Source organism: Glycomyces albidus (genome assembly GCF_009451885.1).
Taxonomy (GTDB): Bacteria; Actinomycetota; Actinomycetes; order Mycobacteriales; family Micromonosporaceae; genus Glycomyces; species Glycomyces albidus.
In genome coordinates, this window is sequence record NZ_WIAO01000003.1 from 87,560 (window position 1) to 112,899 (window position 25,340).

Sequence of the window (25,340 nt, forward strand, 5' to 3'; positions counted from 1 at the left end):
AATCCAGAGGAGCATCCCGTTGTATACCGACCAGCACCACGACGCCAAGGGCCGTCCCGCATCGCGTGGCCGCCGCACCGCACCCGCCCGTCTCGCGATCGCCGTACTCGGGGCCGTCGCCATGGCCTTGGCACTGCCGTCCCCGGCGTCCGCGCAACCCGTACTGTGGGCGACCTCGCCCGAAGACGGCGCCGCACTGGACGCCGCTCCCGGCGAGATCGCGCTGACCTTCTCCGAACCGCTCGACCCCGCCTCCAGCGAGGTCACCGTGACCGGTCCCGACCTGGCGCCGATCGAGACGGAGCCGCCCGCCGTCCACGACACCGTCCTCATCCAGCGGATGCGATACAGCGAACCGGGCGAGTACACCGTCACCGTCGTCGCCGTCTTCGAAAGCGGCGAAAGCCTCGAGAGCACCCTGACCTTCAGCGTCGAGTCCATTCCCGACATGCTCTCGACCGATACCGCCGCCGCCCAGGACGCCGGTGCCGACCCTGAGACGAGTGCCGAATCGACCGGATCGAACACCGCCGCCATCGTCGGGGTCGCCCTTCTCGTCGCCTTGGCCGTCGCCGCTTGGATGCTCATGGCCAGGCAGCGCGCGAAGCCCCGCGACGAAGAACGGGAGCGCCCGACACCGGTGCGGTAGTCCGCGGCGCCGTGGCGTGGGACGGGGCGGGTACTGTGCGGTCGGGCGGCGCGCGCCGGCCTCGACACGATGTGCGGCGCGGGTTGCGCCGTTCGGGAGGGATTCGCATGGGCCGCAACGCAGTCGATCCGACGGCGTGCGCCGACCGGCCGGGCGGTGTCCGGTGACGGGCGGGCTGCTGTGGGGCCTGACGGGACTGGCGCTGCTCGACTCGGTCAACGCCACCACGATCTGGATCGTCATCGTGATCCTGCTCGGCGCGAGGCGCCCGGCGCCGACCGGGTGGGCGTTCATGCTCGGGGCGGTCGCGTCGTTCCTGGCCTTCGCGCTGATGTGCTACTTCGGATTGTCGTTCGCGGACTCGGTGCTGGACGGGGTCACGCTGTGGCTGCGCCGCCTGCTGTTCACCGGTTTGGCGATCGCCCTGGTGGTCATGGGCGTGCGCAGGCTCCGGCCCCGCGAGCGCAAGGGCTATGCGCTGCCGCCGTGGGTGAACGCCTGGAGCGCGCTGCCGTTCGGGATGCTCGCCACGGTCGGCGACCTCCCGAACGCGTTCCCGGTCGTCCTGGCCGTCGATCGCCTCATCGACGCCGACGTCGCGGCCCCGGCCGCGGTGGCCGTCCTCGCGGGCTACACCGCGGTATACGCGCTGCCGTCGGCGCTGATCCTCGCGGCCGGGCTGGCGTTCAACGAGGAGCTGCGCGAGCAGCTCGAGTCGATGCTCAGCGGCCGCAGCTCAGGGATCGCCGAGCCGAGCCCGCTCGCGGCCGCGGCATGCTTCGCGGGAGCCGCCGCGAGCCTCGGCGTCCTGTTCCTGTGGGTCGGCTGATCCGCGGCGGCCGACGGGCCGTCATCGAGTCGAGGCCTCGGAAGTCGGCCGCGCCGATCACTCGTGAGACAATTGTGAACCGAGTGAGGAGGAGGGCCGCGTCATGGGGAACCCCGAGTCCTCCGTACTCCTGTTCGGCTGCGGGAAGGTCGGCATTCGACTCGGTGAAGCGCTGACCGAATCGGGGCATCGGGTGTTCGCGGCACGGCGCGGCATCGAGGCGCTTCCCCGGACGTTCACGGGAATCGCGCTCGACTACCGCCGGCCGCTCGCCGTGGCGCTCCCATCGGTCGACTCGATGGTCATCACCCTGACACCGGACGCGACCGAGCCCGAATCACCCGACCTCGTGAACCCGCTGCGCCGCCTCGCGGCGGCCCTGCCCGCACGTCCGCGGCGCGTGATCCTGGTGTCCTCGACCCGCGTGTTCGACGGCGATCCGGGCGCTCGGGAGCTCACGGAGGACGACGCGCCGGCCCCTGCAAGTCAACGCGCGCAAGCACTTCTGGACAGCGAGATCGAGGCCCGCCGGTTGTTCGACGCCGTGGTGATCCGCCCGGCGGGCATCTACGGTCCGGGCCGCGAGCATCTGATCCGCCAAGTGGCCCGCGGCCTCCCGATCGACCGCAACCGGCGCACCAACCGGATCCACGAGAGCGACCTGGTCCGGGCGCTGCATGAACTGCTGCGCATGTCGACGCCGCCCTCGACGCTGCACGCCGTCGATGGTCATCCGGCCACGCGCGGCGAGGTCGCCGATCACATCGCCCGGCGGCTTCGGATCCCGCCGCCGCCGGCGCTGCCGACCGGGCCCAGCGGGCACATCATCTCCGGCAGGCGACTGAAGGCGCTGCTCGGAACGTTGCGATACCCCGACTACCGCTCGGGCTACGACGACATCATCGCCGCGGGGGACTTCAGGCGCTGACGGGACCGGCGTGTCCCATGCGAGACGCCCTTGAACCGTCGAATCCGCGCTCGGCCCTTCGTCACTGTCGGAAACCCGACAGACGAGTCAGGCCTCCCGCGTTCGGGCGCGGCGGCATTGCGGCCCGCACGCGAGGGTGACTGCGCGAAACTGATACATGACCATGAGTAGTCTTCGCGCACTGAAAGGTACGAGCATGACCAAGACGCACGACAGACGGGCCCGACTCGCGGCGGCGGCCACAGGCGCATGCCTGGCCCTGGCGGTCGGGAGTGGCGCCGCCGGCGCCCCGGTCGCCGAGCCCCGCACATGGCCGACGGAAGCGATAGTCGAGTGGGCCGCCCTGGAGCAGTCGGGCGACGCCGACGAACCGGTGGAGCTGGAAGGCGAGCTCACCGCCGGGCTCGCCCGGGAGGCCGCCGAGGTGAGCACCCCGATCATCGGCCTGTCCCTGGAGGGCGAATCCGAGACCTACGGCGACATCCAGTTCGAACTGGTCGGCAACGCGGAGGTCGTCCTCGACGCCACCGCCGCCTTGCCCCCGGCCTACACCGGCCGCATGGAGCTCACGCTCAAGCTCACCGTCGAAGACCCGGCCGGCAGCCTGCGAGCCGAGCAACAGCTGAAGGGCACGCTCACCGCCGAGGGCATCACCAGTCCCGCGGCGTTCCTCGAACAGCCCTGGAGCGGCGAGTTCACGCTCGTCACCGGCGATCCCGGCGCGCCGGCCGGAACCACCGAGAACACCGCCCCGTTCGCGGGCTTCAAGCGGTTCCAGGTCGAGCAATAGGACCGGCCGGGCGCTCCCGGCTTCGAACGGTCCGTCACGAGCCTCGGACCGGCACCGATGTGCCGGAGCGGGGGGCGATGCCGGTGGTCCACGCGGCCGGGAACGCCCGGAGATCAGGTTGAGCCGTACGCCACTGTGCACTCACCGAGCCCGCCGGCGAGGCCGCGTCGCCCGGTTAGGATCGGCGCATGCCGCTGACCGCGCGCGAGGTGGAGCTGTTCGAGGCCGCCAGACATCGGCTGGGAGCCATCGCCTACCGCCTCCTCGGCTCGGCGTCCGAGGCCGAGGACGCGGTGCAGGACGCATTCCTGCGCTGGGAGGCCGCCGACCGCGCCGGGATCCGATCGCCCGAGGCCTGGCTGACGAAGGCGTTGACGAACCTGTGCCTCGACCGGCTCTCATCCGGGCGCGTGCGGCGCGAGCGCTCGTTCGGGCAGTGGCTGCCCGAGCCCGTCCTCGACGGCGATCCGCTGCTCGGCGGCCCCGCCGCGACCGCCGAGCTGCACGAGTCGGTGTCGCTGGCCGTGCTCGTCCTCCTCGAACGGCTGAAACCGGTCGAACGGGCCGTCTACGTGCTGCGCGAGGCGTTCTCGCACAGCCATCGCGAGATCGCCCGGATCCTGGACATCACCGAGGCCGCCAGCCAGCAGCACCTGCACCGGGCACGCGAACGCATCGGCGAGGTCCGGCGCGAGGACCGGGTGGACGCGGCCGCGGCCCGAGCGGTCGCCGAGGCGTTCCTCGACGCCGCGGCCTCGGGCCGCACCGAGCGCCTGGTCGCGCTGCTGCGCGACGACGCCACGGCGACCGGCGACGGCGGCGGCACCGTCCCGACCATCCCGTACGAGTACGTCGGCGCCGAGCGCATCGCCTCCTACCTGCGGGCCGCGTACAAGCCCACGCCCGGCAAGCGGCGGCTGCTCGGAGGCGCGCCGGCCGTGCACGCGGCGGTCGTCAACGGCTCGCCCGCGCTGGTCGCGGTCGTCGACGACCATGTCGCCGGCGTCATGGCGCTGTCTCTCGTGGAGGGGAGGATCGCGGCCGTCCGCACCTTCGCCGACCCCGCCAAACTCGCCTACCTCGACCGCCAGTGGCGCAGTCGCGCCGCTGAGGCTCCACTCGTCGAATCGTGGTGATCTGCACCGCATCCGGCTTCGGCCTGTCAGGAACCGCCGCGCTGGTTCTTCAAGCGGCGTCACGACAGCCGAGGAGGAAGCAATGCAACACCGTGTACTCGTGCTCGGGGCCGGATACGCCGGCCTCACCGCCGCCCGCAGGCTCAGCACCCTGCTGCGCGGCACCGGCACCGAGATCGTCCTGGTCAACGACACGCCCAACTTCATCGAACGCATCAGGCTCCACCAGCTCGCCGCCGGGCAGGACCTGCCCCGCCACCGCCTCGCCGATCTGCTCGCAGGGACCGGGGTGCGGGTGCGCGTCGCCCGGGTCGCCGCCGTCGACGTGGACCGGCGCACCGTCCTCACCGATGCGGGCGAGCTCGGGTACGGCACGCTCGTCTACGCACTCGGCAGCGCCGCCGCCGCGATGCCCGGCGCCGAGGCGCACGCGTGGAACGCGGGCTCGCCCGGTGCGGCGGTTCGCCTGCGCGACAGGCTCGCACGGGCGGGCGAGGGCGACCGGGTCCTCGTCGTCGGCGGGGGCCTGACCGGCCTGGAGATCGCCGCGGAGATCGCCGAGTCCCGACCCGGACTCGCGGTCGCATTGGCGACCGCCGGCGGGTTGGGCGACTGGCTCGTCCCCGGAGCCCGAGAGCATCTGCGCCGGGGGTTCGACCGCCTCGGCATCGACGTGCTCGAGGGCGTCCGGGTCGACCGGTTCACCGCCGCCGGCGCGGTCGCACGCGAGGGAGTCCTCGTGCCGGCGCAGGTGTCGATCGCCGCGACCGGATTCGCGGCGAACCCGATCGCGGCCGCGGCCGGGCTGGACACGGACGACTGCGGCCGGGTGCCGGTCGACCGTGCGATGCGGTCGCTCTCGCACCCGGACGTCGACGTCATCGGCGATGCCGCCTGGGCCGAGGGCCCGGGAGGGCGGGCGCTGCGGATGTCGTGCTCCTCCGGGATGCCGACCGCCTGGATCGCCGCCGGCCACATCGCGGCCCGGTTGACGAGCCGTCGCCCGCCGCGCCTGCGCATCCGGTACTTCCACCAGACGATCAGCATCGGCCGCGCGGACGCCGTCGTGCAGTTCGTCACCGCGGACGACCGTCCGAAGCGGACGTACCTGACCGGAAAGGCGGCCTCGCGGTACAAGGAAGCGCTGTGCCGCATCGCGGTCTGGTCCTTCGCACACGACCTGCCCGCACGCCGGGCCGCCGCCGTTCCCGGCGACGCCCTGCGACCGGCCTAGCGGAGGGCCGAGTCGAAAGCGGAGCATCGGGGCGGTTCGGGTCGTCCAGAGGACCCTGGGCCGCGGTCGGGGAGCCTCTGGACGGCGTGTTCAGCGGGAACCGAAGCCGCTGAACCCGCCGTCCGCACCGGCGGACTCGACGACGACGCCGTCCACTTCGACACCAGCATGGAAAGACCGCGCGGAGACCATGGACACTCCGGTCACCGCAGCGAACGCTCGGGAGTCCATATCGGAGTCGGCCGGGTTGTCGTCGGCGATGCGAAGGCGGGGGACGGGATCGCGGTGAGGCCAGACCGGTGTCCGGGTGATGCGACGCCGACGCGGGGCCTCCGCCCGCGGGTCGGCGTCACCCGGCGGTTCTTCATCGGATCGTAAGGATTCCAGCGCTCCCGACGGCGAACCGAACCGGCAGGATGGAGCGGTGGCACAATTGACGAAAGGGAGGCCGCGATGATTCGCTCCGCCATCCGCGCGGCGGCCGTCGCCGCATCGGCTGTTCTCGTTCTCGCCGCTTGCGGTTCAGGAGAACCCGAGGCCGACACCACGGACCCGGCTGCGTCCACACAGGACGCCGTCGAGTCGTCCGCCGAATCGACCTCCGAGGCGGCTGCGGCCGTTCCCGAGCTCCTCGACTTCACCGCAACCACAGTGGACGGCGATGACTTCGAGGGCGCGTCGCTCGCCGGTTCCCCTGCGGTGCTGTGGTTCTGGCAGGAGGACTGCCCGATCTGCCAGAGCCAGGGACCGGACGTCGCGGCGCTGATCGATGCGCACGGGGACCGGGTCGCCGTCGTCGGCATCGCCGGAACCGGCCTGTACCACGACAGCACCGATCGCGACCGCCAGGAATTCGTCGAGGACACCGGCACGGAGGATGCGACGCATCTGCAGAGCCCCGACGGCGAGCTGTGGACCCGGTTCGGCGTGACCTCGCAGAGCACGTACGTGCTGCTGGACTCCGCGGGAGCGATCGTCGACAGCGGTTCCTTCTCCGGCGACGAGCTCGAAGCGAAGGTCGCGGACCTCTCCTGACCCCGGCGCGCGACCGCCGCGTTCAGCCGCCGAGCACCGACCGCACCGTCTCCTCGAGGAACCGCTGCACCGTCCGTGCCCCTTCGACGACCGGGTCGGACGGGTCGCCGCCGGCGAGGACCCGCATGTCCCACCAGCCGTAGTACGCCACGTACAGGCCGGCGGCGAGGAGCAGGACGCCGACCGCCCGCGTCACCTTCGAGTACTGCCGCCTCATCCAGGCGACCAGTCCCTGGCGCGCCAGCGCGATCGCGACCGAGACGGCGCCGACGACCAGCGCCATGCCGAGTGCGTACGTCAGGAACACCAGGACCCCGCCGAGGACGGACGCCGACTGGAAGGTCTGCGCCGTGACCGCCAGGAACGGGGCGACGGTGCACGACAGCGAGGCGAGCGCGTACAGCAGGCCGAACACCGTCATCGAGCCGAGCGAGCGGTGGACCGTGCGGCCGCCGATGCGCGGCAGGAACGAGGGCAGCTCCCGCCCGAGCAGCAGCCACACGCCGACGATCGCGACCGCCGCCCCGACGCCGACGGTGATCCACGGCAGGATCCCCGCCAGGTTCACCGCGACCAAGGAGATGACGAGGCCGAAGGCGCCGAAGACCGCGACGAATCCGGTCGTCACGGCCAGCGAGAACAGGCCCGCCCTGGCGAGGGCCCGCCCCCGCGTCACCTGCTCTCCCGGTTCGCCGCCGATGAGGAAGCCGGCGTAGACCGGTAGCAGGGCGAACCCGCAGGGGTTCACCGCGGCGACCGCGCCGGCGATGAGCGCGAACGCGAAGGGGAGTTCGTCCATGAAGGAATTGTCCCGCTGCGGCGCCGCCGAACACGCGAATCATCCTTACAATCCGCTGAACTCGCGCCCCCGGCCCGCATCGGCTCCGCCGCCCGGACGTCAGCCGTCGTGCACGTCCTGCGCCGCACACTCCACAAAGGCGCGAACACGGCTGGTCTCGTTGGACTCCAACCAGACCGGTGCCCATTGGAGTTCGGGTGCGTCGGTGATCGGCAGGTAGGCCACACCCGGGCGGGGATGGAAGCGCGCGGCGTGCGCCCCGACCGGGCAGATGCCCTGTCCCGTCGCCACCAGTGCCAGGATCTCGGAGAAGGTCTCCGCCGTCGGCCCGGGCCGGACCGGGCGGCCGGAGGGGGTCACGGCCGGGATGCGGTAGCGGATCGCCTCATCGGGGAGGCCCTTCGGCTGGATGACCGGACGGGCCGCGAACGCCTCACGAGTCGTCTCCCTCCCGCGCGCGAGCCGGTCGCCTTCGGGGACGGCCAGCACGAGCGGCTCGGTGAACAGCACCGGCCCGACCCGCACCCCTTCCACCGGCAGGGCGGTGATCAACACGTCGAGCTGCCCGGACATGACGCGCTCGCAGGCGTCGTGAAGCTGCGCTTCGTGAATGCGGACCTGGCAGTCCCGATGCCGATCGCCGAACCGGGCGACGGCCTTGAGGAGGGCCTGGCTGGCGGCCGCGCCGACGAAGCCGACGCGCAGCTCACCGTCGATGCCGCGTCCGGAATCGATCGCGCGCCGCTCGGCTTCGTCGATCTGCGCGACGAGCGGCCGCAGGTCGACGACGAGCCGCTCGCCGATCGGAGTGAGGGCCACAGTGCGGCTGGTGCGGGTGAACAAGGGCGCCCCGATGCGGCGCTCGAGGCGTTTGACGATACGGCTGACCTGCCCGGTCGACAGCCGCAGCCGATCGGCGGTGCGACCGAAGTGCAGCTCGTCGGCGAGGGTCAAGAGCACTTCGATGTCGGTGCGTTCGAGCACGTCGGCCTCCATCGTTGCGTCGGACGCAACGACTGTAGCCCGGAACGGTCTTGATGGCGGCGCAGGCCGGACGCAGAGTGGTCTTCGCACGAGGTGCCGGACGGCGGTGCCGGGAACCGGAAGGGATCCGGCACGACCGACCGCGGGACCGCTGCCCGGCCGCGCGTCTCGAGGCCGCCGCACTTCACTGGTGACGGTCGTCGCCACCGATGAATCCGCGGCCGCCGCCTCGTCCATCTGAACACAACCGCAATTACCCGTCCCAAGGAGCGCACACATGACCACCGCGACCGCCACCCTGTCCCCGGCCGCCCCGGCGGCGACCGACACCGCCCTCGTCCGCGGCCTGCTCGGGTGCGGCGTCGCCGCCGGACCGCTGTTCGTCGGCCTCACCGTCGCCCAAGCCGCGACCCGCGAAGGATTCGACCCCGTCGTGCACCCGCTGAGCCTGCTCAGCCTCGGCGACCTCGGCTGGCTCCAGATCGCCAACTTCATCGTCTCCGGCCTGCTGGCCCTGGCGGGAGCCGTGGGGCTGCGCCGCGCGCTCGCCGGGGGCCCCGCCTCCAAGTGGGGACCGCGCCTGTTCGGCCTGTACGGGATCGCTCTGGTCTGGGGCGGCGTCTTCGTCGCCGACCCGGCCTTCGGTTATCCGATCGGGACTCCCGACGGCGCTCCCGCCGAGCAGAGCTGGCACAGCATCCTGCACGCGTTCGCCGCGCCCGGGGCCGGGCTGACGCTGCTCGCCGCCTGCTTCGTCTTCGCACGCCGATTCCGCGCCGAGCGCCGGACCGGATGGCGCGCGGCCTGCTACGCCGTTCCGGCCCTGTACCTGGTTCTCATCGTGACCTCCTTCGCCGCGGCCGACTTCCGGGCGATGCTCGCCGGCGGCGCGCTCATCTGGCTGTGGGCGTCGGCCGTCACGCTCCAGCAGCTCCGGACGCACCGGTAGCGCCGCCCCGTTTCCCCACCGACGACACCCGCATTCCAAAGGAGTACGACAATGAACGCACAGTCCAAGGGGCCGACCTCCTACTTCCCCGCGATCGAGCAGAAGTACGGGCGGCCGATCGCCGACTGGCTCAGCGACATGAAGGCCAGCGGTCTCACCGGCCACAAAGCGCTCGTCGACTGGCTCAAGTCCGAACACGGCCTCGGCCACGGACACGCCACCGCCCTGACCTCCTACCACCTCAACCCGGGGAAATGGCCCGCGCCGGATCGGGCGTGATGCCCGCCTGACCGGAGCGGTCATCCATCCTGGACTGGCCTCGGCTCAGTCGTCGAACGGGCCTTCGCCACCGGAGCCGGCGGCGGGCTGAGCGACTGTTCCCTTCCTGACACGGGCGCCCGCACCGACCAGCGGGCCGCCGGCCGAACCCCGGACGACCGCATCCGGGGCGGCCGGCGCCGCATCGTCTTCCGTGACGGTGGACGTCGGCCCCGCCCGCGCGAGCGGTTCGGGACGCAGCCCGAGGGTTCCGCTCCGGGCCCGTCCGGGCCCGGCCCGCGCACGATGCGGTCGTGTGTTCGAATGGGCGCATGGGGAGACAACGGAAGCGCGCGGCGCCGCCGAGATTCATCGTGGTGGCGCGGACCGGGTCGGGCGGCGGTTATCCGCATCCGATCGAGGTCGGGGTGGAACCGAACGGTGCGGACTCGGTGCTGGCGTTCTCGATCGGTCCGCACGTGGTGAACGTCGGGGGGCTCGTGCCGCTCGGGAACGTGCTCGACGAGGACCGGACCGGGCTGAACCCGCAGTTCGACATGGAGTTCCAAGCGGCCGAACTCGACTGGCTCGTACCGCTGCTCGTGCGGCTCCACGCGGGGGAGGACGTCGCGGAGGAGATCAAGGCGGCCTATCAAGAGCGCCACGGCAAGCGGCCGGAAATGATGTACTGACCGAAGTCCGCTCGAATGCGACGCCGGACACGGAGGCACTGCCGTGCAAGCGTTCAGGCCCGGTCTTCCAGGCGTCGACTGCACGCTCCCGGCACGCCCCGAGCGCGTGGACAAGCTGCGGTTCAGCCCGGTTCGCGCGGCGAGAGCCGCCCCTTGTATCCAAACATGTCACTTCATTGACCGGGGACCTCTATCGTGTTAGCGTGAACATCACCTGGTGGCCACCAAGTACCCTGCCGCGCATCCGCGCGGTCCCTCACCTCCTCACCAGGAGAAGTCATGCCGACGATCCATCCGCGTGCCGTGTTCCGAAAGACCGCCGTGCTCATCACGGCTTCGATCCTCGCCCTGTCCGTCCTCGTCTTCGCCGGCGCCGATCGCGCTGAAGCGGCGCCGGGCACGTCGTTCACCAACCCGGTGGTGGACGTGCCCAACAGCGCCGACCCGACGCTCGTCCAGCACAACGGCTTCTACTACTACGTGGCGACGACCTGGTCGTCCCAGGTGGTCATGCGCAAGTCGGCGACCATCGCCGGCCTGAAGACCGCGCCCGAGCAGGTCGTGGTCGACACCGGCGGCGACACGATGTGGGCGCCGCACCTGGAGATGCTCGACGGGCGCTGGTACCTGTACTACTCGGTCGAGCAGTGCTGCGCCGCCCGCCGCACCCACGTCGCCCAGAGCGCCGGCGCCGACCCGATGGGCCCCTACACCAAGCTCGGCATCCTCGACCTGATGCCGAACAACGGGTGGGCGATCGACGCGGCCCCGCTGCGCCTGAACGGCAACCTGTACATGACCTTCTCCGCGTTCGCCGGCGACGGCCTCCAGTCGCTGTACATCGCACCCATGTCGAACCCGTGGACCGCGAGCGCGCACGGCACCCGCATCTCGGCGCCGACCCTGTCGTGGGAGACGCAGAACGGCGCGGTCAACGAGGGCTCCTTCGCCCTGCAGCGGGGCGGGCGCACGTTCCTGACCTACTCGGCCAGCCACTGCAACGGGCCGAACTACAAGATCGGGATGCTCGAGTACACCGGGTCGAACCCGCTCCAGATGAGCTCGTGGACCAAGCGCTCGACGCCGCTGTTCCAGCGCAACGACGCGGCCGGCGTCTACGGGCCCGGGCACCACTCGTTCTTCACCTCGCCGGACGGGACGGAGACGTGGATCGCGTACCACGCCAACGACTCGGCGTCGGACGGGTGCGGCACGACGCGTACGACTCGGGTCCAGAAGATCTCGTGGAACGCCGACGGCACCCCGAACCTGGGCGTCCCGGTCGCCACCACGACCGTCCTGCAGGGGCCCTCGGGCGAACCGAACGTCCCGCCCGCGGCGATCCGCAACCGGCACAGCAACCTCTGCCTCGACGACTACAACTGGGGCACCCAGCCCGGCGCGGAGGTCCGGCAGTGGACGTGCAACGACTACGCCGTCCAGGACTGGCACCTCAACGACCTCGGCAACGGGTACCACGCGATCCTCAACCTCTACAGCGGCCTGTGCCTCGACGACTACAACTTCGGAACCCAGCCCGGAGCCGAAGTGCGGCAATGGACGTGCAACAACCAGACCGTGCAGCAATGGCGCGTCGTGGACGCCGGCGGCGGCTACGTGAACCTCGTCAACCGCTACAGCGGACTGTGCCTCGACAACTACAACTTCGGAACCCAGCCCGGAGCCGAAGTGCGGCAATGGACCTGCCTCAACAACGCCGCCCAGCAATGGAGAATCGCCTGACATCACGACCACCCGCCCGATGACGGCGGCGCGCGCACGGCTCCGGCTCCCAACCGGACCCGACCGCGCCGCCGCACCAGGCGAAGCAACCGGACATACCCATCCACCAAGCGACATCGAGCTGATAAACTTATGTATTGACCTGCTTATCTTGCGCTGCGTCCCGCCAGTGTCGTGAAACCCGCCCGGCCCGGCCCCGGCCGGCCCAAGGACACCCAGAACCGTCGCCGAGCCGCCCGTCATGACCCGGGCAAGCAGACGAAACGCCCCGGAACCAATGGGCTGGGCCGCGGCAACCGCGCGTGGTCGAAACAGTCGCCAAAGGCCAATGCCCCAAGCTGACCTGTTGAGCTAACCGGTGGTAGAAAGAGGGTGCCAGGCGATCAGGAGTCTCAAAGCGGCGGAGGCCTTGTCCTGGGGAACTTCGCGAAGTCCTCGAAAGCGAGTGAGCTCGATATCGAAGGTCGTTGCGCGACCGAGCTTTGGCCCCTGACGAGGAAGAAACCAGAGATGGCAACGCAAGGACTCGACCTCCATGTCACCAGCCGCATTTCTCATGGCAGGGAGCAGAAACGTCGGGGAGGACGGATCCACCTCCGCTCTCAGAGCATCAGTTGAACTCCAAGCGGCTCCCCAACGCCGCTCCTTCGAAAGCTCGTGAGCCGCAACAAGTTCATCCATCGACAACATCTTGACCGCATAGTCGACGTCGTCTATATCGATTTCAGAGAATCGTATGAGCTCTTCGTCCTCCACATGACCCTCCTGAATCGGTCCTCGATCTCGTCAGCTCGCGATGGTCGCTCCACCGGGCGGAAGACTACAACTCGGAGCCAGGCGTCATGAGCTCCAGGCCGATCGCGGGGCCTCCTGGCTCGTCGCCACCGTGGTCATCTCACACCGGTACGGCCCAGAGGTACCTGCAAGTCGTCACCAGCAGATGAGAACAGCGGCGAACTTGGTGAAGCCCTGATGCATGACCGGGTATCGGCGCGTTTTCTGGAGAGGATCGCCTCCGTGCGTGGCACCGGGAGCATTCTGCCGGCCTCCGAGCTTCGTGCCGGCTATGTCGCCTTCAGCCATTTCTCGATGGTCTTCAGATCGGCATCGATGATTCCTTGAGCGGCTTCGACGCGGTGGAGGAGGGCGCCTCCGGGGTGGTGTGCGGCGACCCAGGTCTCGTCGGCTTCGTTGATCTCATCGTCGACCCAGACGAACGGGCGCCCGGCCGCCCAGGTGACCAAGGGCCGGGTCTTCCAATGCAGGTTGAACCACTGGTCTTCGAGTTCACCTGCCGATGTGGGCTGCGGCCAGTGCACCACCGGCAGCGGCGGTAGCCCGATCCGAGGTGCGACCTCTGTATTCGCTTCGTTCTCCCAGGTGGTAGCCCAGACCAGTTGGCAGGGCAGTGCCGCGAGTCGAGTCCCGGTCTGTGGATCGAGCCTCGAAAGATAGGAGTCTGACGTGGTGTCGAGGGGTGCATGCCGTTGGTGCCGTCCGAACGGGATCAGGGTCCCGTCCACATCGAGGAACAGCAGCGGTTTCTTGTCGTGATCGGTCATGTCCCGCTCATTATGAGGCAGTCCGTGAACCAGAGTCGCACGCCCTGATGTCGTGACTCCGGGCTGTCGGCGGTGGTGGTGTCTGGTTCGGATCGGACGTAGTCGGGGCGGGGCCGCACGGCCCCGCCCCTCTTAATCGGTCGTTTCGGTGCTCGACGCCTCCGAGCCGGGTCAGAAGCCGTTGGAGCTCAGCCACGAGAAGAGGTCGTCCTCGCGCTGCTTCGCGGTCTCCGCGGTCCACGCGCCTTGTTCGCGGGTGTCGACGAGGAGGCCGTCGCGGAGGAAGACGACGCGTTCGGCCCTTGCGGCGCAGGCGGGGTCGTGGGTGACCATGACGATGGTGGCGCCGTCGCCGTGGACGTCGGTGAGGGCGTTCATGACCTCGGCGGACATGCTGCTGTTGAGCGCGCCGGTGGGCTCGTCGGCGAACAGCACCGCCGGCCGGCCGGCGAGGGCGCGGCAGATCGAGGCCCGCTGGAGCTGCCCTCCGGAGACCTGGGTGACGCCGTGGCGCTTCACGTGGCCGATGCCGAACCGCTCCATGAGGGCGTCGACGCGCTCGACCACTGCGTCCCTGTCCCCGGGCGCGGCCTTGAGCGCCGGCAGCAGGATGTTGTCCTGGATGTTCAGGTTGCTCAAGAAGTACGCCTGCTGGAATATGAAGCCCATGCGGGTGAGCCGGACCCGGCTCATCTCGGCGTCGTCGAGGGAGGTGAGCTCCCTGCCTTCCAACAGGACGCTTCCGGTCGTGGGCCGGTCCATGCCGCTGATGCTGTACAGCAGCGTGGACTTGCCCGATCCGGAGGCGCCCATCACGACGAGGAACTCGCCGGTCCGCACGGCGAGGTCGATCCCGTGGAGGACCTTCGCCGGCGGTTCGGTCGAGAAGTACGTCTTGGTGAGTTCCTTGCACTCCAAGGTGATGCGGTCATCGTTCGACATGAGTGGTCCTTCTTTCATCCTCTGAGCCATGAGCTCTTGTCGGCGCCGCGGAGGCGGGAGGTCAGGAATACGGCGCCCAAGTAGCCGGCGCTGATGAGCAGGAGCGGGTAGGCGAGGTAGACGAGCCACGGGTTCGGGAGGAACTCGAGGTCGACGATGCCGAGCCCCGCCAGGGCGAGGAGGGAGCCGGCCACGCTCTCGCCGCCGGTGGCCGCGAACACCGATCCGAGGACGGTGCCGACGACGACGGCCGCGAGCGTCTTGCCCCGCACCTGCGCGATGAGCTCGTTCGTGGAGAAGCCGACGGCCGAGAGCATGCCCATCTTCTGCCGGTCCCTCGTGAGCCGCAGCTTCAAGAACAGGCTCGTGATGACCAGTGCCACGCCGAGCCCGAATGCGAACGTCAGCAACGCGGCGTTGCGGACGGCGTCGGTGACGTACGAGAGCGTCTGCTCCATGAACTCGCGCATCGGGGTCACCTTGGCCGAGGGGAACGCGTCGGCGTACTCGGCGACGAGTTCGGCGGTGTCGGCGCCCGCTGCGGTGTCGGCGAAGACCGTGTAGCTCGCCGCGCCGGCGTCGACCTCGCCCTGCATCTTGGCGGAGAGACCGCCGCCGGTGATGTCCTGGTAGACGCCGCTGACGGTGAGATTCGACGGCTCGCCGTCGAGGCGCACGAGGATCTCGTCCCCGGTCGCCAGGCCGTACTTCTCGGCGTTCATCACCGAGAGGGCGATCTCGCCGGTCCCGGGCGGGCCCCCTTCGATGAAGGGCATTGCGGCGCTGGAGAAGTCGCCCACGTCGACGCGCAGGACCTCCCAGCCTTCCTCTCCCTCGGTCTCGTACAGGACGTTGGCGAAGGCCCGGACGTTCTCCAGCCCTTCGTCGGCCGACATCGCGGCGAGAAGGTCCCCGTGGACGGCGTCGACGTCCTCGGAGAACTCGAGGTCGGCGCGCAGGTCGCTCTCCGGTGAGCCCATGAAGGTGACGAACGCGGGGTCGGAGAGGGTGCTGAGGAGATTCATCGGGAGCGTCATGAGCACTGCGGCGAGGAACATGACGATCGGGATGAGCACCCACTGGCGCGCCTCGGCCCGCAGGTCGAGCAGGGCCAGGCGCCGGTTGAGGTTCCCGCCGCCGAACGCGGCGAGGCTGGTGCGCCGCACCCGTTTCACTTCGCGCGCGGCGCGGCGCGCGGTCTGCCGGTCGTCCAGCGTGCTGCCGTGGACGAGGGCGTTGACGACCTCGATCCTGCGGATCTTCCCGAAGACCCTGCGGCAGATGGCGATGACGAACACGTACACGAACGCCAGCGCGAGGACCGGGACGAGCACGCTGACCAGGTCGACCTCGGCTGCGCCGTAATCGACCTGGACGGTGCGGGTGAGCATCTGCGCCGCCGCGATCGCCAAGAGCCCGCCGACGACGCACGCGAGGAACGTCATCGCCCGGTACTTCGCCAGGTACAGTCCGCTGATCGTGCGGTTCGGCAGGCCGATGGCCTTCATCGCGCCGATCTGTCGGACCTCGTCTTCGAGGGTCCCGCGGATGACGAAGCGGGCGTTGAGGAGCGCGATGGCGACGAGCAGGAGGCTCGCGAACATGAGCGCCGCGGCGACGAGTCCGTCGCTGAGGGCGTTGACGATGCGGAGCAACTGGTAAGGGACGGATTCTCCGTTCTTGGGCAGGGCGTCGTCGGATTCGTACGCGGTCTGGAAGTCCTGCACCAGAGAGGTGTCGGTCAGCCGGTACTCGACGATGATCTCGGGGATGGCGCCTCCGGCGGCGGACATGGCGGCGAAGTCGTCCTCCGAGATGAGGAAGCGGGTCGACTGCGACAGCGAGGAGGCCATCTGCGAGTCGCGGACGAAGCCCTCGACGCGCAGCTCCTGGACGCCTTCGGCGGTCTGCACGCGCAGCAGGTCGCCGACCTCGATCCCGAACTGCTCCCGGTAGGCCACCGGCACGTAGACCTCGCCGGCGTCGGGCCGGGGGATCGAGCCGTTCTCGTCCAGGAGGAAGTCGAATTCCGCGTTCTGCGTGACGAACAGGTTGTCGATGAGGCTGTCGGCGAGGTCGCCGCCTTCACCCGTGGAGGAGCGCTCCCAGGCGATCGCGGCGCTGTCGTAGCCGAGCATCTCCTCGATCAGCCACGCGTCGATCTCGGGGTGCTCGGACGCGAAGCGTTCGAGCTCGGCGCGGTCGTACGCGCCTTTGTGCATCTGGAGGAAGTGCGGGGGCCGGGCCTCGTCGAAGAACTGGTCCATCGAGCTGAGGACGCGTTCGATGACCATGGACCCGGTGGCCATCAGGAAGGCGCTGAACACCAGGATCACGATCAGCGCCAGGTTGACGCCTTTGTTCCGGGTGAGGTCGTTGTAGGAGTATCGGAGAGCTATGGAGTCCCTTATGGTCACTGTGAAGCTCCAGGATTCGGGGGCGTGCAAGGACATCCACGTTGAGGGCCAAGGGGTGGATGATGCCGCCGACGCTACGGCTCCCCGACCTCGCATCCATCGGCTCGCGGAGTGAATCCGGAGGCGTCGAGGGGTACCGGGGTACTACTACCGGGGCCCGCACGCGAACGAGGGCCGTACTGCGCGGCGGCGGTTCACGCTGCTTCGCGCCCAGTTCGGACCGGTCGCCCGCGCTGCCTGACTCCTGCCTTCTCTGGGTTCCCCGCCCCTCGCCGTCCGCACGGCACCGGGGGACGGAACGATGTCAGCGGCCATCGGATCGATGGCCGCTGACGGGTGCGAAGTTTTGACATCGTCTGGACGCCTTCGGTGTTCGCACCCGAAGGCGTCGCAGGGCGGGTTACCGGTCCAGTGCGATGTGATGGTGCTCGGGTTCGGTGCGGGTCCGGTAGAGCTCGACGTACTTGCGGGCGATGACGTCGGGTTCGGCGTCGGGGTGTCCGGCGCCGATCCAGGCGCTGATCGCGACGTGGGCGACGTAGACCCCGTGCTCCTTGAGTTCGTTGTGCAGGTTCAGGGTCCAGTTGCGGAGCCCGGCGGCGGCGAAGTTGATGTTCGCGAAGAACGGGACCGGGTTGATCGAGCCGCCACCGGTGGTGACGAGGATCGTGCCCTCGCCCGCGGCGATCATGTCCGGGGCGACCTGCTTGACCGCTGTGACCGCACCGACGTGGAAGTCGAACATCGGCTGCAGGTTCTCCGGGGCCACGTCCAGGACGCCGGCGGCGTCGAGGGCCCGGTCGGCGGGGGAGAACTCCAGGACGTCGATGCGCCCGAAGCGTTCCTTGATCCGGGTGAACGCGGCGGCGACGGTGTCGGGCCGGGTGACGTCGGCGGTGAATCCGGCGGCCGCGATCCCCTCGCCTCCGAGTTCGGCGGCGAGGGCGTCGAGTTTCTCGGCGTTGCGTGCGACGAGGGCGACGGTGAAGCCCTCGCCGCCGAAGGCGCGGGCGATCTCGTATCCGAGGCCGGGGCCGGCCCCGACGATGGCGATGACGGGCATGATGTGCTCCTTCGGTTCGGTGGTCAGCGTTCGGTGGTGGCGGGGGCCGCCTGCGCGTCCGGATCGGTCTCGTCGGCGCCGGTGCTCGCGGGGAGGACGCAGATGCCGGTGTCGGGGTCGCAGTAGCCCTCGGCTTCGGCTGCGATGAGGTGCGGCGGCGGGTCGGTCGCGGCCGTGCGGTCAGCCATTGACCTGCTCCCATGCCTGCTCGATCGCGGCGGCGTACTCGGCGGTGCCGACGGCGCCGGGAATCCCGAGGCGCCCGCCCAGGACGGTGAAGGGGACACCGCGCGCGCCGAGTTCGAGTGCGCGGGCGCGGTCGGCTCGGACGGCCGCGGCGTACCGGTCGCTTTCGAGGACGTCGCGGATCCGGTCGGCGGGGATGCCGAGCTCTCCGCCGAGGCGGATGAGCGTGGCGGGCTCGAAGGACCGGTGGTCGCCGCTGAAGACCGCGGCCTGCATCGCGCGCAGGTAGGCCCAGCCGCGGCCGTGCTCGGCGCCGAGGTGGACCAGGCGCAGCATGTCGTTCGAGTTGGCGACCGGGCGGTCGATCGCGTAGGGCAGGCCCTCGGCCGCGGCCAGATCGGCCATGTGCCGCTCCATCGCACGCGCCCGCCCGGCCGAGACGCCCTTCTCGGCCGCCAGGTACTCCAGGGCGGGGACCACCTCGGCACCCGCGTGCGGGGCGAGTTCGAAGGTGTGGACGCTCACGTCGATGCGGTCGGCGAGGCCCGACCGCTCGATCGCGGCTTGCAGGCGGTGCTCGCCCAGGTAGCACCAGGGGCAGAGCACGTCTGCCCAGACGTCGACGGTCAGCCGGGTCGAGGATTCGGTCGCGGTTCGCGCTGTCATGGGAGGACCGCCTTCCTGTATCTTGAGTGGTGCCTCAAGATCGACGGTACCACTTAAGTTGAGGGTGTCCTCAACATGTGAGGGGAGCGATATGCCCGACACGAAACCGCTGCGCCGCGACGCGCGCGACAACGCGGCCCGGCTCCGCGCCGCCGCGCTGGAGATCTTCCTGGCCAAAGGGCTCGGGGCGCCGCTGGAGGAAGTCGCGCGGGCCGCCGGGGTGAGCATCGGGACGCTCTACAACCGCTTCGGCACCAGGGAGGCGCTGATCGACGCGGTCATCCCCGACGTGGCCGGCGCACGGCTCAAGGCCCTCGGGGCCGACGTGCTCGCCAGGCCGACCGTGCGGGAGCGGCTCGAAGCCTTCGTCCACGGCATGATCGAGCTCCAGAGCCGAGATCCGGCCCTGAACGACGCCATCCTGCGCCGCTACCCGGACGCCGTCGCCCTCCTGGGCATCTGCGAGCACTCGACCGCCCTGGGCAACGACCTGGTCCGCGAAGCCCACCGCGAAGGCGTCCTCTCGCCCGATTTCACCGAGGACGACCTCCAGGCCCTGGTCTGGCTCGCCGGCATCGCCAGCCGTGAACCCCACGCCCCCAAGGGGTGGCAGCAGACCATTGAGCGGGCGCTCGCCGCAGCCTGGACCTGATTCGGAGGGGCCCGGGCGATTGCCCGGGACAGGGGTCATCGGCCCTATTGCCCGAGTACTGCCGGCGTCCCGGGGAGCGAGTGCGCTGCTTTCGGGGCGCTTTCAAGCCCTTGCGGCGCAGCACGAGTGAAAGCGCAGGTTCAGATCGGCGCCGGATCGGCGCCGGCGAGCGCGCGCCGTTCGACGATCCTGAGCACGCCCGCCAAGGCGAGCGCGAACCCGGTGAGCACCGAGGCGAGCTGCATCAGATTCGCGGCCGGCGACACGTCCTGGGCCAGCGACGCTCCGGAGAGGACGACCACTACTTCATAGAGCCCCCAGCCGCACAGGCTGCCCGAGCCGACCCACGCGAACACCGCGGCGCGCCCGAACGGCACCCGCGCCGTGGGTCTGAGCATCCGGACGGCGCCGATCGCGGCGAGGAGGGCCGTCGCGGCCGCGATCACCGAATGCATCCGCTGCGACACCTCCCACCCCGGCTCGTACTCGCCGAACGGGCCCGCGTTCCCGAACACCCAGAGCGCGTACCCGATCGCGATGACCACCGCGGCCCCGGCGCCCCCGCGCACGAGCACCGCCTGCACCGCGTACGTGGCGCCCTGAGCCGGTCCGGCCGGCTGGAACACGTCGCTCCAGCGCGCTTTCGCGTACCACCGGAACGCGGCCGCGAGGAAGACCCCCTGCAGCGCGAACGACGCCCCGACGACCGCGTACACCCACGGCTCGACCAGTCCGCCCTCCAACCGCATCGCCCGCCCGCCGGTGACCGTCCAGGCGAGCCCGCCCGCGAGGGCTTGGAGCGCGGCGGGCACGAGCAGGCCGGTCCCGATCCACAAGGGCGCCAAGAGCAGCCAGGCCGGCACCCGCATCCCCCAGCGCTGTGTGAGCGCCAACGCGAGCACCACCACGAACGCGTCCATGCCGAGCGTGATCGCATTCGCGTACACGAACTCCCGTCCGGCGGCGGGGGAATCGGCCGGGACCCCGACCAGGTTTCCCGAGAGCCAGAGCACCTTGAGCACCACATAGGGCACAGTAGCGGCGATGGCCCCGACCCCGGCGACGCTGCGTCGAGTCGGTTGCGGGTCAGGCGAATCGAGCATCATGTCCTCATCGTGCCGCCGTCGGGCCCGCCGCTGCCTCCCCCTGCCGGGGGGCCGCGTTCCCCCGCCGGAGGGGCGGGGCGGTGCGGGGGAGCGGCGGGGTGGTCGCGAAGACCGGGAGTCGGGTGGCGCGCAGGGGTCGTCCTCGGACCGGCGCTCGTGTTCGCTCGTCACGAGCGGAGAACGGCGTCGGCGAGCCTCGCGGCGGCCCCCGGTGCGGTATCGAGGTACAGGCACGGTTCGACGGCTTCGAGCTCCAGCAGGATCGGCTCGCCGTCCGGCCCGGGCACCAGGTCGACGCGTGCGAAGGTCGGGACGCCGAACCGGTCGGCGACCTGGCCGACGACCCGTTCCGCGACGGCGATCTGGGCAGATTCGGCCTTGCCGGCGGTGACGAGGTCCGGGTCGAACATCGCCGCGGCGGCGACGACCGAGCCCACGGCCTCCGCGAGGGGAGCGATCTCGTTCGGCCGGAGCACCGGCTTCTTGTGCAGCACGTGGGACAGTTCGCCGTCGATGAAGACGAGCGCGGTCTCCCCTTTCGTGCCGATGCCGTCCAGGTACGGCTGGATCATCGCCGTGCGCCCCGAGTCGGTGATGCGCTGCACCAGATCGCGCGCCCGGTCGTGATGGGAGGGGCTGAACCGTCCAGTGTCGACGGCACCCGCCGAGACCGTCGGCTTGACGACGACCTCGCCCTGGAGCCCGGGAACGGGATCGCCGGGACCGACGAACGTCGTCGGGACGGTCGGCGCGTCGATCTCGCGCAGATAGCTCTTGTCGGAGTTCCACTCGACCAGGGCGGGAGCGTTGAGCAGCCGCCCTGCTCCGACCGAGTGCGCCCACCGCACGAATTCGGTTCGGTTCGACGTGTAGTCCCACGTGCTGCGAATGAGGACGCGGTCGAAGCCCTGCCAGTCGACGCCGTCGTCGTTCCACGCGGCGTACCGGCCGCCGAGGAGCGCCACCGCTTCGCGGTCGTCCTCGAAGCCGTCGGGCAGGGCGGCGCAGGTCGCGATCGCGATCCGCTTCGCCGCCGGACCGCCGGCCGCGCCGGTGGCGGCCGGTGCGGCAGCCGTCCCGCCCTGTGTCCGTTCGGTGTCCGCTGCCTCGGGGTGTCGGTTCGGCATTCGTCAGTCGTCCTTCCGTGATCTGCGATCAAATCCGTTGCAGGCCGAGCGGCCTCGCCCCGGTCATGGGACTCTCGCCTCCGCCTCCACCGCGGTGGGCGGCGGTGCCGCTGTCCGGCGCGAGGCGCCGACCAGCATGAGGACGCCGGCGACGAGGAGCAGCAGGAGCGGCGATGGCCCGGAGGCGGTCTCGCCCACGACCGTCCACAGCATCATGACCCAGGGAACCACCCGGGGCGGTGCCATGCCCCGCAGTCCGAGCGCGAGGACCGTGGCGCCGAGCAGCAGGAGCGGGAGCCCGAAGCTGTTGAAGCTGTACCAGAACGCGCCGGTGACCGGCGTGAACCCGGTGACGTTCCGGTTGACCTGCTCCCACAGGGCGCCGTCGAGCCACGCCTCGCCGTGGCGCGGCATGACCTGGATGAGGGCGATGACCGAATGGCCGATGCCGCACAAGGTGATGATCGCGCCGCCGGCGACGACGGCGCGGTTTCTCCGCTGGGTCATGGTTCGTTTCCCTTCGTTCGCGGTGCGCCGCGTTCCGCCGCGGCCTCGAGGTCGCTGATGAGCAGGCCGCACATGCGCACCTGGTCCGGCACCGGAATCGGCGGGACGAGGTGCCCGGATCCGATGCCGACGAGGTAGATCATCGTTCCGACGTCGTCGGCCCGATCCGAGTCGACGATGGCGCGGCACTGGCGCCGCAGGTATTCGATCCGCTTCGCGTCGACTCGCTCCATAGTGGCTTCGGCCACGGGATCGCGGCTCGCCCAGATCCGCACCTGCGGCTCGATGGCCACGCTCGCCTCGTCGGCCACGGCCGCGTCGATGAGCGCCCGCAGCTTCGCCGCGCCGTCCTCGACCGGGAGCGCCTCGACGAGGTCGATGAACGCCTGTGTCTCGCGCTTCTCGAAGTGGGCCAGCAGTGCGGCGTGATACCCGGGCATGCCCTTGAAGTGGTGGTAGAAGGAGCCCTTGCTCAACCCGAGACGGTCGCTGAGGGCTTCGATCGTCACCGCGTTCACACCCGATTCCGCGAGGAGCGCCAGGCCCTCGTCGAGCCATCGCTCATTCGATGCTGTCGGCATCGCGTCACCTCCGCCATGACCATACCATACTGTATGGTATGGTGGATCGGACGGGGCGTCGCCCCGCCCCGGCCGACCCCCGGCCCTTCACTCGAGGAAGCGAGCAGGCACATGTACGAACGAGCCGGCAGATTCCTGTACTGGACGCTCGCGATCGCCGTGGCGGTCTCGATAGTCCATTACGCCGACAACTACGCGAACTACGACGCCTACCCCGTTCCCCACGCCCACAGCCGAATCCCGGCCCCCTCGGCCACGGCGATCGGCGTCTCGTGGTTCGTGTTCACCGCATTCGGCGCCCTCGCGATCCTGCTCTGGCGCCGGCGCGCGATCGTGTGGTCCGCGGTCGCACTCGGGGTCTACTCGCTCTCGGGCCTGGTCGGCCTCGCGCACTACACCGTGCCGGGCGCCACCGACATGGCGTGGTGGCGGCAGACCCACGTGATCGCGGACGTCATCTGCGGACTGGCCCTGGCGGCCTTCGCCGTCTGGGCGGCCCTCCGCCACCGCGAACTCGGCCGCACCGCCGCGAACGAACGGTGACCACCACCGGCCGGCTGCTCATCCGAACCCCCGTCCCCACCGGCACGGGACGGACCGGCTTCGACCGCAGCGGACGGCTCAGTCGAGAAGACCGGCCTGATGGGCGAGCACGGCGGCTTGGACGCGGTTGGCGATGTCGAGCTTCGCGAGAATGCGACTGACGTGGGTCTTGGCGGTGGCTTCGCTCATGTGCAGGCGCTGGGCGATCTCGGAATTCGAGGCGCCGGAGCCGATCGCGGCCAGCACCTCCCGCTCCTTGCCGGTGAGGACCGCGAGCCGCCGCTCGGCCTCGCTGCGCCGGCCCGGATCGGGCGCGGTGAAGGCGCTCAGGAGCCGCCGGGTGACCCGCGGAGAGAGCACGGCGTCGCCGCGGGCGGCGTGGCGCACCGCCGCGGCCATGTCCGCTGCCGGTGCGTCCTTGAGGAGGAACCCGACGGCGCCGTTGCGGAGCGCGGCGTGGACGTACTCGTCGAGGTCGAACGTGGTCAGCACCACCACGCGAGGGCGGTGCTCGAGCCGGCCCAACCGCTCGGTGGCCGCGATGCCGTCGCAGCGGGGCATGCGGATGTCCATGAGGACGACGTCCGGGCGCAGCGCCCGCGCCTGCTCGACGGCCGCGAGACCGTCGCCGGCCTCCCCGACGACGGTGATGTCACCGGCGGCTTCAAGGATGGTGCGGAGCATCGAGCGCACCATCCACTCGTCGTCCACCACCAGCGTCCGCACCGCGCTCACCGCCCCGCTCCCCAAGGGACCTCGGCGACGAGCGCGAACCCGCCGTCGGCGGTCGGCCCCGCCGTCAGGCACCCGCCGACGAGGCGGACGCGCTCGGCGATGCCGAGCATCCCGTGCCCGCCCTCGGGCAGTCCCCGGGCCGGATGCCTCCCGGGGCCGTTGACCACCGACAGACGCACCGCCCCGGACCTGAACCGCACCTCGACGGCCGTCGCGGCGGCGTCGGCGTGCTTGTGCACGTTCGTGAGCGCCTCCTGGGCGACACGGTACAGCGCGTGTTCGACGAGCATCGGCGCCCGCGGCTCCGGCGGATCGTCCATCGCGAGCGTCACCTCCGCGCCGAGCCGCCGGGACTCCTCGACGAGGGCGCCGATGTCGGCGAGGCCCGGCTGGGGGACGAGCGGCGCGTCGTCCCCGCCGCGGAGGACCGCCACCAGAGAGCGCAGCTCCGCGAGCGCCTCGCGGCCGGTCGCCCCGATCCGCTCGGCGATGCGCGCCGCGTCCTCGCCGCGCGTGGCCTCCAGCGCGGTCGCGTGGAGCACTATGACCGCGACCCGGTGGGTGATGACGTCGTGCATGTCGCGCGCGATCTGCGCGCGCTCCTCGCCGCGGGCCCGTGCGATCCGCTGCTCCTGCTCCCGCTCGACCCGCTCGGCGCGCTCGCGGATGCGCTCGACCAGCTCCCGGCGGGTGCCGACGTACAGGCCGAATAGCGCCGGGGCGACGCAGAACGCCACGCTCACCGGCAGCGCGCCGTCGGCCCCCGCGAACCGCCAGATCGGGATCCCGACCACCACCAGCGCGGCCACGACGACGGGCACGACCCTCGGCCAGGCGCTATGGCGGACCGCATACGTGTAGAGCGCGACCATGATCGCCAGATGCGCCGACACGACCGCGTTCACCGCCAGCGCCCCGGCGACGAACACCGCCGGACGGGCGCGCCGCCGCCAGGCGAGGACGGCGAGGAGCGCCGCGGCCGGGAGCCCGAAGGCCGGAGGCGGCACGTCCGCGTCGAGGCCCGCGAGACTCGGGCCGAAGAAGTCGCTCGACCCGAACGAGCCGGTCGCGGTGAACACGGCGACCAGGAGCGCCGCCGCGGCGTCGATCACCGGGCGGCCGAACCGGAGCCTCCGTCGAACCGTCATGGATCCCCAGGTTAACGGGCACGCGGCAGCGCGGCATCGGCCGAAGGATGTACGCACCGGCGCCGCGGCGCGCGACTTT

General features: G+C 70.6%; 28 protein-coding genes. 13 read left to right on the plus strand and 15 right to left on the minus strand.

The window, feature by feature from the left end; genetic code table 11:
- Positions 1-19: 19 nt before the first annotated feature.
- The 7 genes from GFD30_RS03755 (at position 20) to GFD30_RS03785 (ending at position 6,601) form a co-directional block, all read left to right on the plus strand.
- Positions 20-649: a copper resistance CopC family protein gene (locus GFD30_RS03755; RefSeq protein ID WP_194201835.1), complete on the plus strand. Its 630-nt coding sequence runs from the start codon at positions 20-22 to the stop codon at positions 647-649.
- 163 nt (positions 650-812) lie between these two features.
- Positions 813-1,478, plus strand: a complete 666-nt coding sequence (locus tag GFD30_RS03760) for a GAP family protein (protein WP_194201836.1) — start codon at positions 813-815, stop codon at positions 1,476-1,478.
- A 298-nt stretch (positions 1,479-1,776) separates the two neighbouring features.
- Positions 1,777-2,406 carry a sugar nucleotide-binding protein gene (locus tag GFD30_RS03765; RefSeq protein ID WP_227995809.1) on the plus strand — a complete coding sequence of 210 codons (630 nt, stop codon included), beginning with the start codon at positions 1,777-1,779 and terminating at the stop codon, positions 2,404-2,406.
- 196 nt (positions 2,407-2,602) lie between these two features.
- Positions 2,603-3,196 (plus strand): hypothetical protein, encoded by a 594-nt coding sequence (locus GFD30_RS03770; RefSeq protein ID WP_153023889.1) that lies wholly within the window; start codon positions 2,603-2,605, stop codon positions 3,194-3,196.
- Positions 3,197-3,390: 194 nt separating this feature from the next.
- Positions 3,391-4,332, plus strand: coding sequence for a sigma-70 family RNA polymerase sigma factor (locus GFD30_RS03775; protein ID WP_153024043.1), 942 nt, complete (start codon positions 3,391-3,393; stop codon positions 4,330-4,332).
- Positions 4,333-4,414: 82 nt separating this feature from the next.
- Positions 4,415-5,566 carry an NAD(P)/FAD-dependent oxidoreductase gene (locus GFD30_RS03780; RefSeq protein ID WP_153023890.1) on the plus strand — a complete coding sequence of 384 codons (1,152 nt, stop codon included), beginning with the start codon at positions 4,415-4,417 and terminating at the stop codon, positions 5,564-5,566.
- Positions 5,567-6,019: 453 nt separating this feature from the next.
- Complete coding sequence (locus GFD30_RS03785; RefSeq protein WP_153023891.1) at positions 6,020-6,601, plus strand: redoxin domain-containing protein; 582 nt, start codon at positions 6,020-6,022, stop codon at positions 6,599-6,601.
- Positions 6,602-6,623: 22 nt separating this feature from the next.
- Here GFD30_RS03785 and GFD30_RS03790 read toward each other — a convergent pair whose 3' ends face one another.
- Together GFD30_RS03790 and GFD30_RS03795 are read right to left on the minus strand one after the other, a co-directional pair.
- Positions 6,624-7,400 carry a cytochrome c biogenesis CcdA family protein gene (locus GFD30_RS03790; protein ID WP_153023892.1) on the minus strand — a complete coding sequence of 259 codons (777 nt, stop codon included), beginning with the start codon at positions 7,398-7,400 and terminating at the stop codon, positions 6,624-6,626.
- Between the two features lie 99 nt (positions 7,401-7,499).
- Entirely contained in the window at positions 7,500-8,591 is a 1,092-nt protein-coding gene (locus tag GFD30_RS03795) for a LysR family transcriptional regulator (RefSeq protein ID WP_322632915.1), read from the minus strand.
- 70 nt (positions 8,592-8,661) lie between these two features.
- Between GFD30_RS03795 and GFD30_RS03800 the strand changes: the two genes are divergently transcribed.
- The 4 genes from GFD30_RS03800 (at position 8,662) to GFD30_RS03815 (ending at position 12,026) form a co-directional block, all read left to right on the plus strand.
- On the plus strand, positions 8,662-9,333 hold the full coding sequence (locus GFD30_RS03800; protein ID WP_153023893.1) for a DUF998 domain-containing protein: 672 nt from the start codon (positions 8,662-8,664) through the stop codon (positions 9,331-9,333).
- A gap of 51 nt (positions 9,334-9,384) precedes the next feature.
- On the plus strand, positions 9,385-9,612 hold the full coding sequence (locus GFD30_RS03805) for a DUF4287 domain-containing protein (RefSeq protein WP_153023894.1): 228 nt from the start codon (positions 9,385-9,387) through the stop codon (positions 9,610-9,612).
- A 311-nt stretch (positions 9,613-9,923) separates the two neighbouring features.
- Positions 9,924-10,283 (plus strand): hypothetical protein, encoded by a 360-nt coding sequence (locus tag GFD30_RS03810; protein WP_153023895.1) that lies wholly within the window; start codon positions 9,924-9,926, stop codon positions 10,281-10,283.
- A gap of 279 nt (positions 10,284-10,562) precedes the next feature.
- Positions 10,563-12,026 carry a family 43 glycosylhydrolase gene (locus GFD30_RS03815; protein WP_153023896.1) on the plus strand — a complete coding sequence of 488 codons (1,464 nt, stop codon included), beginning with the start codon at positions 10,563-10,565 and terminating at the stop codon, positions 12,024-12,026.
- Positions 12,027-12,377: 351 nt separating this feature from the next.
- On the opposite strand, the gene GFD30_RS03820 is transcribed toward GFD30_RS03815, so the two are convergent.
- The 7 genes from GFD30_RS03820 to GFD30_RS03850 form a co-directional block, all read right to left on the minus strand.
- The gene (locus GFD30_RS03820; protein WP_153023897.1) at positions 12,378-12,782 is read right to left on the minus strand and encodes a hypothetical protein; all 405 of its coding nucleotides are present in this window, start codon (positions 12,780-12,782) and stop codon (positions 12,378-12,380) included.
- Positions 12,783-13,090: 308 nt separating this feature from the next.
- The gene (locus GFD30_RS03825) at positions 13,091-13,588 is read right to left on the minus strand and encodes an HAD domain-containing protein (protein ID WP_153023898.1); all 498 of its coding nucleotides are present in this window, start codon (positions 13,586-13,588) and stop codon (positions 13,091-13,093) included.
- Between the two features lie 171 nt (positions 13,589-13,759).
- Entirely contained in the window at positions 13,760-14,530 is a 771-nt protein-coding gene (locus tag GFD30_RS03830) for an ABC transporter ATP-binding protein (RefSeq protein WP_153023899.1), read from the minus strand.
- Positions 14,531-14,544: 14 nt separating this feature from the next.
- Complete coding sequence (locus GFD30_RS03835) at positions 14,545-16,947, minus strand: ABC transporter permease (RefSeq protein ID WP_322632916.1); 2,403 nt, start codon at positions 16,945-16,947, stop codon at positions 14,545-14,547.
- Between the two features lie 400 nt (positions 16,948-17,347).
- Positions 17,348-18,010: an SDR family NAD(P)-dependent oxidoreductase gene (locus tag GFD30_RS03840; RefSeq protein WP_153023901.1), complete on the minus strand. Its 663-nt coding sequence runs from the start codon at positions 18,008-18,010 to the stop codon at positions 17,348-17,350.
- A 23-nt stretch (positions 18,011-18,033) separates the two neighbouring features.
- A complete protein-coding gene (locus tag GFD30_RS03845; protein ID WP_153023902.1) occupies positions 18,034-18,198 on the minus strand; it encodes a hypothetical protein in 165 nt (54 codons plus the stop codon).
- On the minus strand, positions 18,191-18,862 hold the full coding sequence (locus GFD30_RS03850; RefSeq protein WP_153023903.1) for a DsbA family oxidoreductase: 672 nt from the start codon (positions 18,860-18,862) through the stop codon (positions 18,191-18,193). The genes GFD30_RS03845 and GFD30_RS03850 overlap by 8 nt, the downstream gene beginning before the upstream one ends.
- 91 nt (positions 18,863-18,953) lie before the next feature.
- Between GFD30_RS03850 and GFD30_RS03855 the strand changes: the two genes are divergently transcribed.
- The gene (locus GFD30_RS03855; RefSeq protein WP_153023904.1) at positions 18,954-19,514 is read left to right on the plus strand and encodes a TetR/AcrR family transcriptional regulator; all 561 of its coding nucleotides are present in this window, start codon (positions 18,954-18,956) and stop codon (positions 19,512-19,514) included.
- Positions 19,515-19,654: 140 nt separating this feature from the next.
- Here the strand turns inward: GFD30_RS03855 and GFD30_RS03860 are convergent, their stop codons facing one another.
- The 4 genes from GFD30_RS03860 to GFD30_RS03875 all read right to left on the minus strand — a co-directional run bounded on the left by GFD30_RS03860 (position 19,655) and on the right by GFD30_RS03875 (position 22,835).
- Complete coding sequence (locus tag GFD30_RS03860; RefSeq protein WP_153023905.1) at positions 19,655-20,620, minus strand: hypothetical protein; 966 nt, start codon at positions 20,618-20,620, stop codon at positions 19,655-19,657.
- Between the two features lie 167 nt (positions 20,621-20,787).
- Positions 20,788-21,747: an ATP-grasp domain-containing protein gene (locus tag GFD30_RS03865; RefSeq protein ID WP_153023906.1), complete on the minus strand. Its 960-nt coding sequence runs from the start codon at positions 21,745-21,747 to the stop codon at positions 20,788-20,790.
- Positions 21,748-21,810: 63 nt separating this feature from the next.
- On the minus strand, positions 21,811-22,254 hold the full coding sequence (locus GFD30_RS03870) for a DUF6463 family protein (RefSeq protein WP_153023907.1): 444 nt from the start codon (positions 22,252-22,254) through the stop codon (positions 21,811-21,813).
- Entirely contained in the window at positions 22,251-22,835 is a 585-nt protein-coding gene (locus tag GFD30_RS03875) for a TetR/AcrR family transcriptional regulator (RefSeq protein WP_153023908.1), read from the minus strand. Before GFD30_RS03875 ends, GFD30_RS03870 begins: the two co-directional genes overlap by 4 nt.
- A 111-nt stretch (positions 22,836-22,946) precedes the next feature.
- On the opposite strand from GFD30_RS03875, the gene GFD30_RS03880 reads away from it, so the two are divergent.
- A complete protein-coding gene (locus GFD30_RS03880; RefSeq protein ID WP_153023909.1) occupies positions 22,947-23,378 on the plus strand; it encodes a hypothetical protein in 432 nt (143 codons plus the stop codon).
- 78 nt (positions 23,379-23,456) lie between these two features.
- On the opposite strand, the gene GFD30_RS03885 is transcribed toward GFD30_RS03880, so the two are convergent.
- Complete coding sequence (locus tag GFD30_RS03885) at positions 23,457-24,113, minus strand: response regulator transcription factor (RefSeq protein ID WP_322632917.1); 657 nt, start codon at positions 24,111-24,113, stop codon at positions 23,457-23,459.
- A complete protein-coding gene (locus GFD30_RS03890) occupies positions 24,110-25,261 on the minus strand; it encodes a sensor histidine kinase (RefSeq protein WP_153023911.1) in 1,152 nt (383 codons plus the stop codon). Before GFD30_RS03890 ends, GFD30_RS03885 begins: the two co-directional genes overlap by 4 nt.
- Positions 25,262-25,340 lie beyond the last annotated feature (79 nt).